Below are 12,481 nucleotides of genomic sequence, written 5' to 3'. Positions count from 1 at the left end.
CGGAGACAGACGCATGGACAACCCGGAGCTGGCCCGCATCCCCGGCGTCAACCCCCACGTGCCCGACGCGGCCCGCATCTACGACTACACCCTGGGAGGCACCCACCACTTCGAGGTGGACCGGCAGGCCGCGGAGTTCATGTTCTCCCTGGTGCCCTCCACCCGGAAGTGGTTGCGCATGCTGCGCGGCTGTCTGCGCACCGCCGCCCAGCGCCTGTCCTCGGACGGCTTCCATCACTGGGTGGACTTCGCCTCCGGCCTGCCGACGAGCGACCACGTCCACTCCGTGCTGCCGCAGGCCAAGGTGCTCTACAGCGACATCAATCCGCTCACCATCGCCACCGGCAAGCACCTGCTCGGCGACAATCCGCGCACGCGCTACATGGAATGTGACATCCGCTCCGCGGGGGACTTCCTGCGCCGCCCGGACGTCCAGGCCTTCCTGGATGGAGAGCGGCGCGTGGCCTTCGGCGCCAACGGCATCACCGTGTTCCTCTCCTCGGAGGAGAACCGGAAGTTCTTCCGCGATTTGTATGACTGGGCCGCGCCCGGCTCCAAGCTCTTCGCGACCTTCGAGACGAAGGCCCCGGGCCTGAGCACGCCGAAGTGGGAGCAGTTCGTCGGCATGTTCCAGAAGATGGGCGAGTCCTTCCAGCTCTACTCGCTTCGCGAGTACCTGGACCTGTGCGGTCCGTGGACGCCCGGCCCCGGCGGAGTGATGACGGTGCGCGAGTTCCTGGGCCTGCCCGTGGGCCACATCACCGAGGAGGACCGCGAGGGCGTCGGCATCGAGTTCTACGCGGTCATCCTCGAGAAGCGCTGAGCCCGCGCTCGTCCGCGGAGCAAGCCGGCGGACGAGGCCTGCCCCCCGGGGGCCGTCTCCGGGAGGCCCACGGAGCCTCCGTCCGGCGCGCCGCGAAGCGAACGCCCAATGCACTGCAGTGCCGACTGCCTCACCACCGCTGAGTGCCTACCGTGTCGAGCAGGCAACGATCCGCGATGGTGAGGAGGAATCATGTTCCAGACGAGACGGCGTCAGGTGCTGGCGGGAGTGGTGTTCGGTACGGCCCTTGTCCTCGGAGGGTGCAGCTCATCCCGCTCCGCGAGCAAGGAGCAGCAGAAGGTCGACCAGTCCTGGATGGCCCGAGTCCCGGAGTCGGAGCTCGGCGACGTGCGCAACGCCCAGGCGGAGCGACTCAAGGCCCAGGATGAAGTCACCCGCGCGGACGTGGCCGTCAAGGACGCGGAGCGCGCGGCGGAGGTCGCCCAGCGCAACGAGGAGGCCGCGAAGCTCTCCACCAAGGCCAACCAGACGGCCGTCGAGGCGGCGCAGGCCACCGGCCGAGCGTCCAACATCTCGCAAGCCCAGGCGGAGCTGAAGGCCACCGAGGGCAAGCAGGCGGCCGCCCATGCCCAGCTCGAGTGGCGCCAGCGCGCCATCGAGACCCAGAAGGCTCGCAAGGACCTTCGTCAGCGCGAGCTGGAGCTGGCCGACGCGCGCCTTCGCCAGGCCGAAATGGAGGCGCTGAGGAACAGCGATGACGTGCGCGCCAAGGACCTCTCCGAGGCCGAGTTCACCAGCGCGGTGGCCAACGCCCAGCGCAACACGGAGGAGGCGCAGCGGCTGGTGGACCAGCGCCTGGGCGAGGAGCGTCAGGCCCGAGGCGAGTGGGAGAAGCTGCGTGGCGAGGCCCGGGGCTACGGCGGCAGCGGCACGTCCGACGGGGAATGACGCGCGGGCGACGACTTCCGGCCGCTACTTCGGCGGCGGCCGGAAGACGTACTGGAAGATGGGCTCGTCCTCGCCGGGAGGATATTGCGCGTCCAGGAAGGCGAAGTACGCGTGGCCCGCGATGAACGGGTCCTCCATGCTGTCGTAGAGGACCGACACCTGCGTGGCCCGGCCGGACGCATCCACCTGGACGCGCAGCTTGAGGTTGCCCTTGAGCTCCGGCAGCTCCTTGAGGCGCTCCATGTAGAGCGCCACCAACCCCAGCGACACCCGGTTGTAGATTTTGTCCGCCGCGCCCCTGGCCGGCGTCGCGGGCAGACGGAAGCGCCGCACCAGCTCCGCCGTCTCGGCTTCCGCCTCCGGCACCTTCCGCTCGGGGGCGGCCTGCGCCGCGCGGTAGGACACCAGCGCGTCCTTCCAGCGCTCCTGCTTCAAACACAACCGGGCCCGGCGCACGTGGATGTCGGAGCGCTCCGGCGCCCGCTCCGACGCCTTCACCAGGAAGCCCTCGCTGGCGGTGGCGTCCGCGCGCGCCTCGGTCAGCTCCGCCAGCCGCAAGAGCGGCTCGGGGTCCTTCAGCTCCACGTCGATGAGCCGGACCAGGGCCTTCTCCTCGTCCGCCGGGCGCGACAGCTCCGCGTAGACGCGGGCGAGCAGCGCCAGCGCCCCGGCCTCCGCGCCGCCCAGCTCCACGTACCGCTCCAGCGAGCGCGCGGCCTTGTCCTTCTCGGAGGCGGAGAGCCACAGGTCCGCCTGGAGCCGGTGCGCCTCGCGGTCCATGGGCTTCAGGGCGACGAGCTTCTCTCCCGCCAGGGCCGCCGCGCGCACGTCCTTCGCCGCATGGGCCAGCGCGGCCAGCTTGCGCAGCGCCTCCGGCTGCTCCGGCCAAACCTCCACCGAGCGCGACAGCTCCGCGCGCGCCTCCGCCTCCCGTCCGGGCTTCGCCGCCAGCAACAGGCCGAGCGCGGTGCGCACCTGGGGCGCATCCAGCTTCGCCAGCGAAGCACGCAGGCGAGCCTCCGCCTCCGCGGGCTTCCCCTCCGCCTGGAGCAGCAGCCCTTCCCCCCAGAGCGCGGGAGCGAAGTCGGGCGACGCCCGACGCGCGGCGGCCAGCGGACCTCGCGCCTCCGACAAGAGGCCCCAGCGGATGTAGATGAGCCCCATGCCCAGATGGGGCCAGGGGTTCTCCGGCTCCAGCGTGGACAGGGCCTTGAGCTCGTTCCAGCAGGTGTCCGCCGGGAAGGCGAGCCATGCGCGGTACACGCGTGGCATCAAGTCCTTGGGCCTCGCGCGGCCCTGCTCTTCCAGCTCACTGTCCAGCACGCGCAGCGTCCCGCGCACCCGGGCCGTCTCCACCTTGCGCAGCATGCCCATCACCTCGTCGGCGCCAGGCTGCGTGCTCTTCGCGCCAGCCGCGCCGGCCGGAGCAGCCAGCAGCAGGGACAGCAGCAGCAACACGCGCGGCGGGGAGAGGGACACCATGGAGTCGCGCGGAAGATACCAGACGGCCTCGCGAGAGCGGCCCGCGACGAATGAGCGCATGCCTGCTCCCCGGCCAGCCCCTCGCGGTCATCCCGACCCCAGGCCCGCTCCGGAGCGAACCGGGGGCATACCGAGTCTCGGGACACGCGCCTCGCCCCCACCGCGCGCCGGGCGGGTGTCACCCTGGCGCGCGGCGGTGAGGCGCGAGCCGCTCCAGGGCGTCAGGCCCGGAAGCGGCTCGTCACGACGGACGACTCAGCCGATCTCCACCTTGCAGGTGGCGCTGCAGCCGTCGTTGCTGCGGGTGTTGCCGTCGTCGCACTCCTCGTTGGCCGGAGCGTCCTGCTGCACCTTGTTGTCGCCGCAGCGAGGGCCGAACACGCAGCCGCGAGCGCACTGCCCGTAGCCACCGGCGTTGATGCCGTCGTCGCACTCCTCACCTTCGTCCGGCACGCCGTTGCCGCAGGTGGCGCGGCAATCGGTGCGCTTGGTGACGAAGTCGTTGAGCGTCAGCTTGTACGAGGACGCCGTGGTGTGGCGCTCGGCCTGGTACACGACGACTTCGTAGATGCCGCCCACGGTGAGGCCCAGCGCGGAGGCCTGGCTCGACACGTTGACCGAGTCCTCCTGGGCGCCGTGCACGCCGCCCAGGTCCAGCGCGAGCTTGCCGTTGATGAACACCCACACGTCGTCGTCGCCGCGGAACGTGAGCACCTCGGTGCCCTTGTACTCGAACCAGTAGCGCGCCTCGCTGGTGAAGCTGAAGTTGTGCCCACCATTGCGCGGCTGCTCGAAGCCCGCGGCAATCCAGCCCTTGCCGTCCACGGGGAAGAAATCCGGGTCGTCGAACACGTACGACTCATCGGGCTGCTTGGCCAGGTCCAGGGTCCCCACGACGGTCTGGTTGATGCCCGCGGCGTCGATGTACCACTGCATGAAGGGGGCCTCGCCATGCGTGGTGGTGGAGCCCGTCAGCTTCGCCAGGCCGGGCTTGCCGCCGGGGTAGTCCTTGCCGTTGTAGCTCCGCACGAGCTCCGTCTTGACGATGCCCTTCTCGGAGCCATTGGCGTTCTCGAAGTCGATATGGCCCTTCGGGACCGAACCCGAGGCCGGCAGGTCCCAGCCACGGAAGTCACGGTAGACGACGGGGATGGAGATCACGTCCGGCGGCGTCTCCTCGATGAGCCTGCACACGAAGCCTTCCTCGAGCTTGCACGTCGCGGAGCAGCCGTCGTTGGAGCGCGCGTTGCCGTCGTCGCACTCCTCGGACGTGTCGTTGGGCAGCATGATGCCGTCGCCGCACGTCGCCTGGCAGGTGCCACCGGTGCAGCGCGGCTCGCGCTTGCACAGCGGCGAGCAGCCATCGCCCATGTCCTTGTTGCCGTCGTCGCACTCCTCGGTGCCCTCGACAATCATGTCGCCACAGGTCGTCCGGGTGCAGACCGCGCCCACCGTGGGGCACTTCCAGCCCTCCTCGAGGCGGCACTCGGAGTTGCAGCCGTCGTTGTTGGCGACGTTGCCGTCCTCGCACTCCTCATCACCCACCTTGATGCCGTCGTTGCACCGGGCGGCGTGGCAGCGACCGCCGGCCGCGGGGCAGTTCCAGCCGGCCTCCACCGTGCAGGTCGCGCTGCAGCCGTCGTTGGACGACACGTTGCGGTCATCACACGCCTCGGGAGCCTCCACGCGGCCGTTGCCACAGCCGAACTTGCGGATGCAGGGCTGACCCGCGACATCGCAGACCCAGCCGTCTTCGATGGCGCACGTCGCCGTGCAACCGTCGCCGGCCACCTTGTTGCCGTCGTCACACGCTTCACCCGTCTGGAGCGTGCGGTCGCCGCAGGTGTCGACGGGACAGGTGCCGCCGTCACAGAGGACGGGGCCACCATCACCCCCATCGGGGAGGCCGGCGTCGGGCTTGCCAGCGCCACCATCGCCTCCGCAGGAGGATGCAACTATCGAGAAGAGAAGAGAGGCGAGTACGAGACTCGCGAGCCGCGTTCCAACAGGGGGGACGGTCGCCATAGACACCGATGCTGGAAGTGCGCGCGGTGCGTGTCAACGCGGTTGCGCATTCGGCATCCCGCACCCTCCGTGAAAATGCAGGAAATGCGCAGATGTGCAGGAAGAGCGGACTGAATCACCTGTTTTCGTGTCTCAGACCCACATTCCCTTCCATGGCAGCCGTGTCCGGTCCGGACTCGATTGCCCTGGCTCTGATGCCAGGGGGCCTGTCTCAGCGGTGTCTCAGCGCGCGGCGTTGCGCAGATACTGGGCGTAGAAGCGGACCGCGTCCGCGTAGGCCGTCACGGCGATGCGCTCGTCCTTGCCGTGGATGCGCGCCAGGTCCTCGCGCCGCAGGTGCGCGGGGAAGAAGCGGTAGACGTTGTCGCTCAAGCCCACGAAGTGCCGCGAGTCGGTGGCGGCCACGTTGAGGTACGGCGACACGAGGACGTCGGGAAACACCTGGCGCAACGAGCGCTCCAGCTCGCGCCAGGATTCGGAGTCGGTGGGAGACACCGGCGAGGGCTCGCTCTGGAAGTCCAGCGTGCCCACCTCCACGCGCGAGTCATCCACCGTGGCCCGGACATGTGAGAGCACGCCTTCGACGCTGTCGCCCGGGAGGATGCGGAAGTTCACCACCGCGCGGGCGCTCGCCGGCAGGACGTTGTCCTTCACGCCGCCCTCGAACACGGTGACGGCCGTCGTCGTGCGCACCGCCGCGTTGGTGGTGGGACTGGCCGTGAGCCGCCGCACCACCAGCGGCTCGGTGAGCCACAGGTTGGCGAAGAGCAGTCGCATGCCAAAGGGCATCTCCGGCCCCACGCGGGTGAACAGCTCGCGGCTGCCACCCTGGAGCCGCGTGGGCATGGGCGCGGCCTCCAGCCTCGACACGGCGCGAGCCAGCACGCCCACGGCGGTGCTGGGCGGCGGCATGGACGAGTGGCCACCTTCGCCCTTCACCGACAGCACCACGCTGACGAAGCCCTTCTCCGACGTGCCCACCAGCGCCACGGGCGCGCTCACGCCGGGCACCGTGCCGGACATGATGACGCCGCCCTCGTCCAGCACGGACTCCAGCCGGACGCCGCGCTCCTGGAGCCGCTTCGCGATGACCACCGCGCCCTCCCGTCCGCCCACCTCCTCGTCCGCGCCGAACGCGAGCAGCACCGTGCGCCGGGGCTTCTCCCCCGCCGCCAGCAGCGCCTCCACCGCCTCCAGCTGCGCCAGCACGCTCCCCTTGTCGTCCAGCGAGCCGCGCCCCCAGACGAACCCGTCCGCCACCACCCCGTCGAACGGAGGATGGGCCCACGCGCCCTCCGTGCCGGGCGTCACCGGCACCACGTCCAGGTGCCCCAGGAGCATCATCGGCCGCAGCGAGGCGTCCGTGCCCTGCCACGTGTAGAGCAGCGAGTGCGCCCCCACCACCTCGCGCTTCAGCTCGGCATGGACGCGCGGGAAGTGCTCCGCCAGGTAGGCATGCAGGGCCGCGAAGGCCTCGGCGTCCGCGGGCACGCCCTCGGAGGCGGCCACCGTCTTCAACCGCAGCGCCCCCGACAGGCGCGACGCCAGGGCCTGAGCGTCCACCGTCAGCGCGGTCGCCGCCTCCGGCACCACCTGCCGGGACTTGAACGTGAGCGTCCGGGCGACGAGCACGACGGCGAGGACACTGACCCCAAGGGCCATGGACAGGAGAAGTCGTTTCATTGGCAGGTTCGCCACGCTACCAAAGGCGCCACCCCAGAATGGGGAACCTCCAGGACGGCCGAACCGGCCTCTCGAAATATGAGAGAACCCCTCGCCCTTGTCCTGGGGGAATCACATGCAGTACTGCTAGATAATTCCAGCACAAGAAATGTCAGGCTTCCCCGTATAGTCGGGAGACTGGTCCATGAGGTGCGCAGGTGAAGACTCGACACGCAGCGCGGTGGCAGCTCGTCCTGGCGTTGGGAGTGGGGACGCTGCTGGGGGGATGCGGCAAGAGTGACGAGGGCCCGGGGCTTCCGGCGGAGCCGTCCGCGGTGGAGGCGCAGGCCGCGGATGCCCAGGCGCTGGTGACGTGGACACCTCCGACGAGCGACGGTGGGCACCCTCTCCTGTACTACGTGGTGCGGTGCCAGCCCGCGTGCGGCGGCGCCATCGTCAGCGCGGGCGAGCGCCAGGCCACGGTGATGGGCCTCAACAACGGCTTCGCCTATCTGTTCAAGGTCTCCGCGGTGAACGCCCGGGGCGAGGGCACCTCCTCCATCCCCTCCGTGCCGGTGATGCCGATGCCGGGCATGGCCATCAGCAACCCCACGGTGCCCGGCCAGCCGCGCTCGGTGCGGGCGACCGCGGGCAACGGGCAGGCCTACGTCAGTTGGCTGCAGCCGGCGAGCTACGGGGGCCGCGCGCTCACGAAGTACGTCGTCACCGCCGAGCCCGGGGGCCGGTCCGTCACGGTGGACGCGCCCGCGGCGAGTGTGAGCATCCCGGACCTCACCAATGACAGGCCCCACGTCTTCACGGTGCGGGCCGTCAACGAGGTGGGCGAGGGTCCCACGGCGCTCGTGGGCCCGGTGACGCCCAGGCCCGGCGGTGCGCCGTCGAGCTGGGTGTCGGGCTACTACGTGGGATATCAGCGCGCGCAGCTGCCGCCGGAGGAGGTGGACTTCTCCGGCCTGACGCACATCATGGTGGGCCGCGTGCGTCCCCGCTACGACGGGACGCTGCACACGGACTTCGACGTCACCGTCTACGAAGGGCCCCTCATGGCCAAGGCGCTGTCGGCGGGGGCGCGGCTCGCGGGGAAGAAGTCCCTGCTGATGGTGGGCGGCTTCGGCGAGCACGATGGCTTCGTGCAGGCGTCCACGGGGGAGAGCCGCATCGTCTTCGTGAAGGAGCTCATCAAGGCGATGGAGGAGCTGGGCTACGACGGCCTGGACCTGGACTGGGAGCCCATCAACCTGCCGCCCGCGGGCAATGATGGCGAGCTGCTGCTGGCCCTGATTGACGAGCTGCGCGCGGCCCGCCCGGACATCATCATCACCGTGCCGGTGAACTGGCTGAACTCCAACTTCGGGATGCCCGAGGTGGAGGAGAAGTTCATGGCCCGGCTGGCCGAGCGCGTGGATCAGCTCAACATCATGTCCTACAAGATGAGCGGACACTGGGGCGGCTGGGAGAGCTGGCACTCCAGTCCCCTCCGGGACGAAGCCCAGAACCGCCCCACCTCCGTCGCGTACTCCGTGGAGGGATATCTGAAAGCGGGAGTGCCGCGCGGCCGGCTGGGCGTGGGCATCGGGTTCTTCGGCACCTGCTGGCAGGGCGTGACGGAGCCCCGCACGCCGCTGGACGGGCGGCCCGACGTCAACGAGGGCCAGAGCGACAACGCGATGAGCTACGACAACATCATGACGTCGTACTACAGCGCGGAGGCGCGGCACTGGGACGAGAAGGCCGCGTCCCCGTACCTCTCGTACCCGTCCGTGAATGGCCCGGGCCACTGCAACTACATCTCCTACGAGGATGGCCAGTCCGTCTTCGCCAAGGGTCAGTGGGCGCGCGCGCAGGGGCTGGGCGGCACCATCATCTGGACCATCAACCAGGGACACCGGCGGGGGCAGCCCGCGGGCAAGCAGGACGAACTGCTCATGGACGTGAAGCGCGCGTTCCTGGACCCGTGAAAAGGCCCGGGGGCACGAAGCGGCGGCTGGCCGTGCTTCGCGCCCCCAGGAGTGTCACCCGGCGTCGGTGACGACGACGTGGCTCAGGGCTGCGCCTTGGTCTGCGCGGCGGCGGGCGCCGGGAAGCCGCGCTTGCGCATCAGCGCGTTGATGCCGGCGTCGCGGCCGCGGAACGCGCGGTAGCCCTCCGCCGGGTCCACGGTGTTGCCCACGGAGAAGATGCTCTTGCGCAGCTTCTCCGCCACCGTCTTGTCGTAGGCGCCCTTGCCCTCGGTGAAGCCCTCGAACGCGTCCGCCGTCAGCGTGTCGGACCACAGGTAGCTGTAGTAGCCCGCCGAGTAGCCGTCGCCCGCGAAGACGTGGCCGAACTGCGGCGTGCGGTGGCGCATGACGATTTCCTTGGGCATGCCCAGCGACTTGAGCGTGTCGCGCTCGAAGGCATCCGCGTCGATGCTCACGTCGCCGGCCAGGTGCAGCTTCATGTCCACCAGCGCGGAGGACAGGTACTCCACCGTGCCGAAGCCCTGGTTGAACGTCGCGGCCTTCTCGATGCGAGACACCAGCGCCTGGGGGATGGGCTTGCCCGTCTGGTAGTGCAGCGCGAAGGTGTTGAGCACCTCGGGCGTGGCCAGCCAGTGCTCCAGGAGCTGCGAGGGGAACTCCACGTAGTCGCGCGCCACGCTGGTGCCGGACAGCGACGGGTAGGACACCGACGAGCTCAGGCCGTGCAGCGCGTGGCCGAACTCGTGGAACAGCGTGCTCGCGTCCTCCCAGGAGATGAGCACCGCCTCGCCGGGCGCGCCCTTCACGAAGTTGGAGTTGTTGGAGACGATGGTCGTCACGTCGCCCCGGAACCGCTCCTGGTTGCGGTACGCGTTCATCCACGCGCCGGAGCGCTTGCCCGGCCGCGCGTACGGGTCGAAGTACCAGAGCCCCACGTGGCGGCCCGTCGCCTGGTCCTTCACCTCCCAGACGCGGACATCCGGGTGGTAGACCTGCACGTCCGTCACCGGGGTGAAGGCGAAGCCGAACAGTTCGCCAGCCACCCAGAACATGCCCTCACGCAGCTTCTCCAGTTGGAGGTAGGGCTTCACCTCGTTCTGGTCCAGGTCGTACTTCGCCTTGCGGACCTTCTCCGCGTAGAAGCGGTAGTCCCACGGCTCGATTTTCAGCTTCGCGCGCTCCTTGTCGGCCACCTTCTGCATGTCCGCGACCTCTTCGCGGACGCGGGCCACGGCGGGCTTCCACACCGCCTCCATCAGCTCCATGGCGCGCTCGGGCGTCCGGGCCATGGCGTTCTCCAGGCGCCAGTGCGCGTGCGTGGCGTAGCCCAGGAGCTTCGCGCGCTCGGCGCGCAGCTTGAGGACTTCCGAGATGATGGCGTTGTTGTCGCGCGCGTCCCCGTTGTCGCCCCGGTTGACGTAGTTGCGCCAGACCTTCTCGCGCAAGTCACGGCGCGACGAGTACGTCAGGAACGGCTCCATGGAGGAGCGCGTGTTGGTGATGATCCACTTGCCCTTCTGGCCCCGCGCCTCGGCCGCGGCGGCGGCGCCCGCGCGCACGGAGTCCGGCAGGCCCGCCAGGTCCTTCTCCGACTCCAGGACGACGGTGTAGCCCTCCTCGTCACCGAGCACGTGCTGGCTGAAGGACGTGTAGAGCGACGCGAGGCGCTGGTTGATGGCGCCCATCCGCGCCTTGGCCGCCCCGTCCAGCTTCGCGCCGGAGCGCACGAAGCGCGTGTGGTGCAGCCACGCCAGCCGCTGCTGCTCGGGCGTCAGCTTCGCCTTGTCGGGGGACTGGTAGACGGCTTCGATGCGACGGAAGAGGCCCTCGTTCTGGGTGATTTCATCCTCGAAGGCGGCGAACCGGGGCGCCATCTCCCGCTCCACGGCCTGGAACTCCGGGCTGCTCAGGGACGAGCCCCAGATGCCGTACAGCGTCTCCACGTTGGCGTACGTCCGGCCCGCGTTCTCCAGCGCGGCCAGCGTGTTCTCGAAGTCGGGCGCGGCGGGGTTGCCCGCGATGGCGGCCAGCTCCCGGCGGTACTCGTCCATGGCGGCTTCGATGGCGGGCTTGAAGTCCTCCACCTTCACCTGGGCGAAGGGAGGCACGCCGCCGTGCGGGCCGGACCACTTCGCCAGCAGGGGAATCGAGGGGGCCACCGGCGCGGCGACCTCGCTCGAAGGGGCCGGCGCGGCGACTTCCGGGCGGGGCTCCGGGGACGTCGTCGCACAGCCGGAGGAGACGAGCGCGGCCACACCCGCGCTGGCGAAGAAGAGGTTACGCATGAAAAGTGGTTCTCCCGACGAAAAGGGGTGTGCACCAAAGCACGGAATCGCGGCGCCCAACACGTTCCGGGGGCCGCCTCTTCCCGACCGAGGACAGACGCCCCGACGGCCGGGTGAGGGGCCGCTGGAAGCGGGCTAGAGGGGAGGAGCCATGCCGGGGTGTCCCGGCTCGCGCACGTCGGCAGGAGCCTCCTCATGCGGAACGCACCGGGCACCCGCCCGTCCAGGACCCGAGCGCCGCTGCCGGCGCTGGTGGCGTTGCTGCTCGTCGCGGCGGCGGAGGCCCGGGCGGACTGGCGGTGGGAGTACAACTCCCCTGCCCCGCTCTTCCTGGACCGCAGCTACGTCTTCGGCTCGCCCAACCGCATCCGCCGACAGGGGGACCCGGACTCGCCCGCCCCGCTGCTGTTCGAGGCGCAGATTGCGCCCAATCTCTTCTTTCCCCAGCTCCACAACGGGCACTTCCGGAGCAAGGGAGGCGAGTGGTTCCTCACCGCGGTGCTCACGCCGTACATCCGGCTGCGGATGCTGAACACGGACAGCAATCCCGTCATCCCTCCGTCCTACGTCCCCAAAATCACGCTCCAGGTGGCGCACCTGCGCGTGCTCCCGGGCTCGCGAGGCAAGGACGGTCCGGGGCGGGGCCTGGCGCTCGCGGCCAACCTCACCGTGGGCCACTACTCGAATGGCCAGGAGGGGTGCTTCTTCGCGAACCAGGAGGGTACGGACCCCGACTGCACGCCGGCACAAGGAGAGCTCCCGCTCAACGAGCTGACCGGCAGCTTCTCCACCAACTTCCTGCGCGGAGAGCTGCACGCGCGCACCGCCTTCGCGGTGGAGCCGAGCCTGGACAGCGCGTGGCTCGTGGGCGGCGGCTCGTTCCTGGAGCTGAACACGACCATTGGCCCTGGCGGCATCACCGAGGAGCAGCGGCGCGTCTACGGCGATGGGAACTGGGGCGTGAGCCTCCTGGGTGAGCGCATCTGGAAGCAGCACCGGTTCCGACTGGAGTGCGCCCTGTCAGCGCCCTTCGGGGAGACGCCGCATCGGCGCGCCACGGTGAGCGCGGAGGTCGCCGCGCTGCCGTACTGGGGAGCGGGCTTCGGCCTCTTCGCGCGCTACGTGTACGGCCAGGACTCGTACAACATCCTCTTCCTGGAGCGCGCGAACTTCTGGCAGTTCGGCCTGGTGTTCGAGCTGTCTCCGGGAGCCCGACTGAAGGCCGAGGACGCCGAGACGGACGCGGACAAGCGGCGGCCTCCGGGCTTCCGCTGAGGACCGAGGCCCGGGGGTGTGTCATCCTCCCGCCGCCC

General features: G+C 69.9%; 8 protein-coding genes. 4 read left to right on the top strand and 4 right to left on the bottom strand.

What is annotated here, in order from left to right; all coding sequences use genetic code 11:
* The first annotated feature begins 13 nt into the window (after positions 1-13).
* Complete coding sequence (locus tag HUA78_RS33735) at positions 14-823, top strand: SAM-dependent methyltransferase (RefSeq protein ID WP_174478034.1); 810 nt, start codon at positions 14-16, stop codon at positions 821-823.
* Positions 824-1,015: 192 nt separating this feature from the next.
* Positions 1,016-1,732, top strand: coding sequence for a hypothetical protein (locus tag HUA78_RS33730; RefSeq protein ID WP_174478033.1), 717 nt, complete (start codon positions 1,016-1,018; stop codon positions 1,730-1,732).
* Positions 1,733-1,756: 24 nt separating this feature from the next.
* Here the strand turns inward: HUA78_RS33730 and HUA78_RS33725 are convergent, their stop codons facing one another.
* The 3 genes from HUA78_RS33725 to HUA78_RS33715 all read right to left on the bottom strand — a co-directional run bounded on the left by HUA78_RS33725 (position 1,757) and on the right by HUA78_RS33715 (position 6,937).
* Positions 1,757-3,274, bottom strand: a complete 1,518-nt coding sequence (locus tag HUA78_RS33725; protein ID WP_254624040.1) for a hypothetical protein — start codon at positions 3,272-3,274, stop codon at positions 1,757-1,759.
* A 195-nt stretch (positions 3,275-3,469) separates the two neighbouring features.
* Positions 3,470-5,239 (bottom strand): DUF4215 domain-containing protein, encoded by a 1,770-nt coding sequence (locus HUA78_RS33720; protein ID WP_174458434.1) that lies wholly within the window; start codon positions 5,237-5,239, stop codon positions 3,470-3,472.
* Positions 5,240-5,461: 222 nt separating this feature from the next.
* A complete protein-coding gene (locus HUA78_RS33715; protein ID WP_371745714.1) occupies positions 5,462-6,937 on the bottom strand; it encodes a M20 family peptidase in 1,476 nt (491 codons plus the stop codon).
* A gap of 182 nt (positions 6,938-7,119) precedes the next feature.
* Here HUA78_RS33715 and HUA78_RS33710 point away from each other — a divergent pair, with 182 nt between their 5' ends.
* The gene (locus tag HUA78_RS33710; protein WP_174461694.1) at positions 7,120-8,880 is read left to right on the top strand and encodes a glycosyl hydrolase family 18 protein; all 1,761 of its coding nucleotides are present in this window, start codon (positions 7,120-7,122) and stop codon (positions 8,878-8,880) included.
* 83 nt (positions 8,881-8,963) lie between these two features.
* On the opposite strand, the gene HUA78_RS33705 is transcribed toward HUA78_RS33710, so the two are convergent.
* Positions 8,964-11,168 carry a M3 family metallopeptidase gene (locus tag HUA78_RS33705; RefSeq protein WP_174467318.1) on the bottom strand — a complete coding sequence of 735 codons (2,205 nt, stop codon included), beginning with the start codon at positions 11,166-11,168 and terminating at the stop codon, positions 8,964-8,966.
* Positions 11,169-11,363: 195 nt separating this feature from the next.
* On the opposite strand from HUA78_RS33705, the gene HUA78_RS33700 reads away from it, so the two are divergent.
* The gene (locus tag HUA78_RS33700; RefSeq protein ID WP_174478032.1) at positions 11,364-12,443 is read left to right on the top strand and encodes a hypothetical protein; all 1,080 of its coding nucleotides are present in this window, start codon (positions 11,364-11,366) and stop codon (positions 12,441-12,443) included.
* Positions 12,444-12,481 lie beyond the last annotated feature (38 nt).

The organism is Myxococcus sp. CA033 (genome assembly GCF_013336625.1).
Classification (GTDB): Bacteria; Myxococcota; Myxococcia; order Myxococcales; family Myxococcaceae; genus Myxococcus; species Myxococcus llanfairpwllgwyngyllgogerychwyrndrobwllllantysiliogogogochensis.
The sequence above is the reverse complement of the archived record's forward strand: the minus strand, read 5'-3'. Positions and strand labels throughout refer to the sequence as shown.

Excerpts from the sequence above, each read along its gene's own strand:
- HUA78_RS33730 (WP_174478033.1), top strand. The coding sequence starts at position 1,016 with ATGTTCCAGACGAGACGGCGTCAGGTGCTGGCGGGAGTGGTGTTCGGT.
- HUA78_RS33720 (WP_174458434.1), bottom strand. The coding sequence starts at position 5,239 with ATGGCGACCGTCCCCCCTGTTGGAACGCGGCTCGCGAGTCTCGTACTC.
- HUA78_RS33700 (WP_174478032.1), top strand. The coding sequence starts at position 11,364 with ATGCGGAACGCACCGGGCACCCGCCCGTCCAGGACCCGAGCGCCGCTG.
- HUA78_RS33735 (WP_174478034.1), top strand. The coding sequence starts at position 14 with ATGGACAACCCGGAGCTGGCCCGCATCCCCGGCGTCAACCCCCACGTG.
- HUA78_RS33725 (WP_254624040.1), bottom strand. The coding sequence starts at position 3,274 with ATGCGCTCATTCGTCGCGGGCCGCTCTCGCGAGGCCGTCTGGTATCTT.
- HUA78_RS33705 (WP_174467318.1), bottom strand. The coding sequence starts at position 11,168 with ATGCGTAACCTCTTCTTCGCCAGCGCGGGTGTGGCCGCGCTCGTCTCC.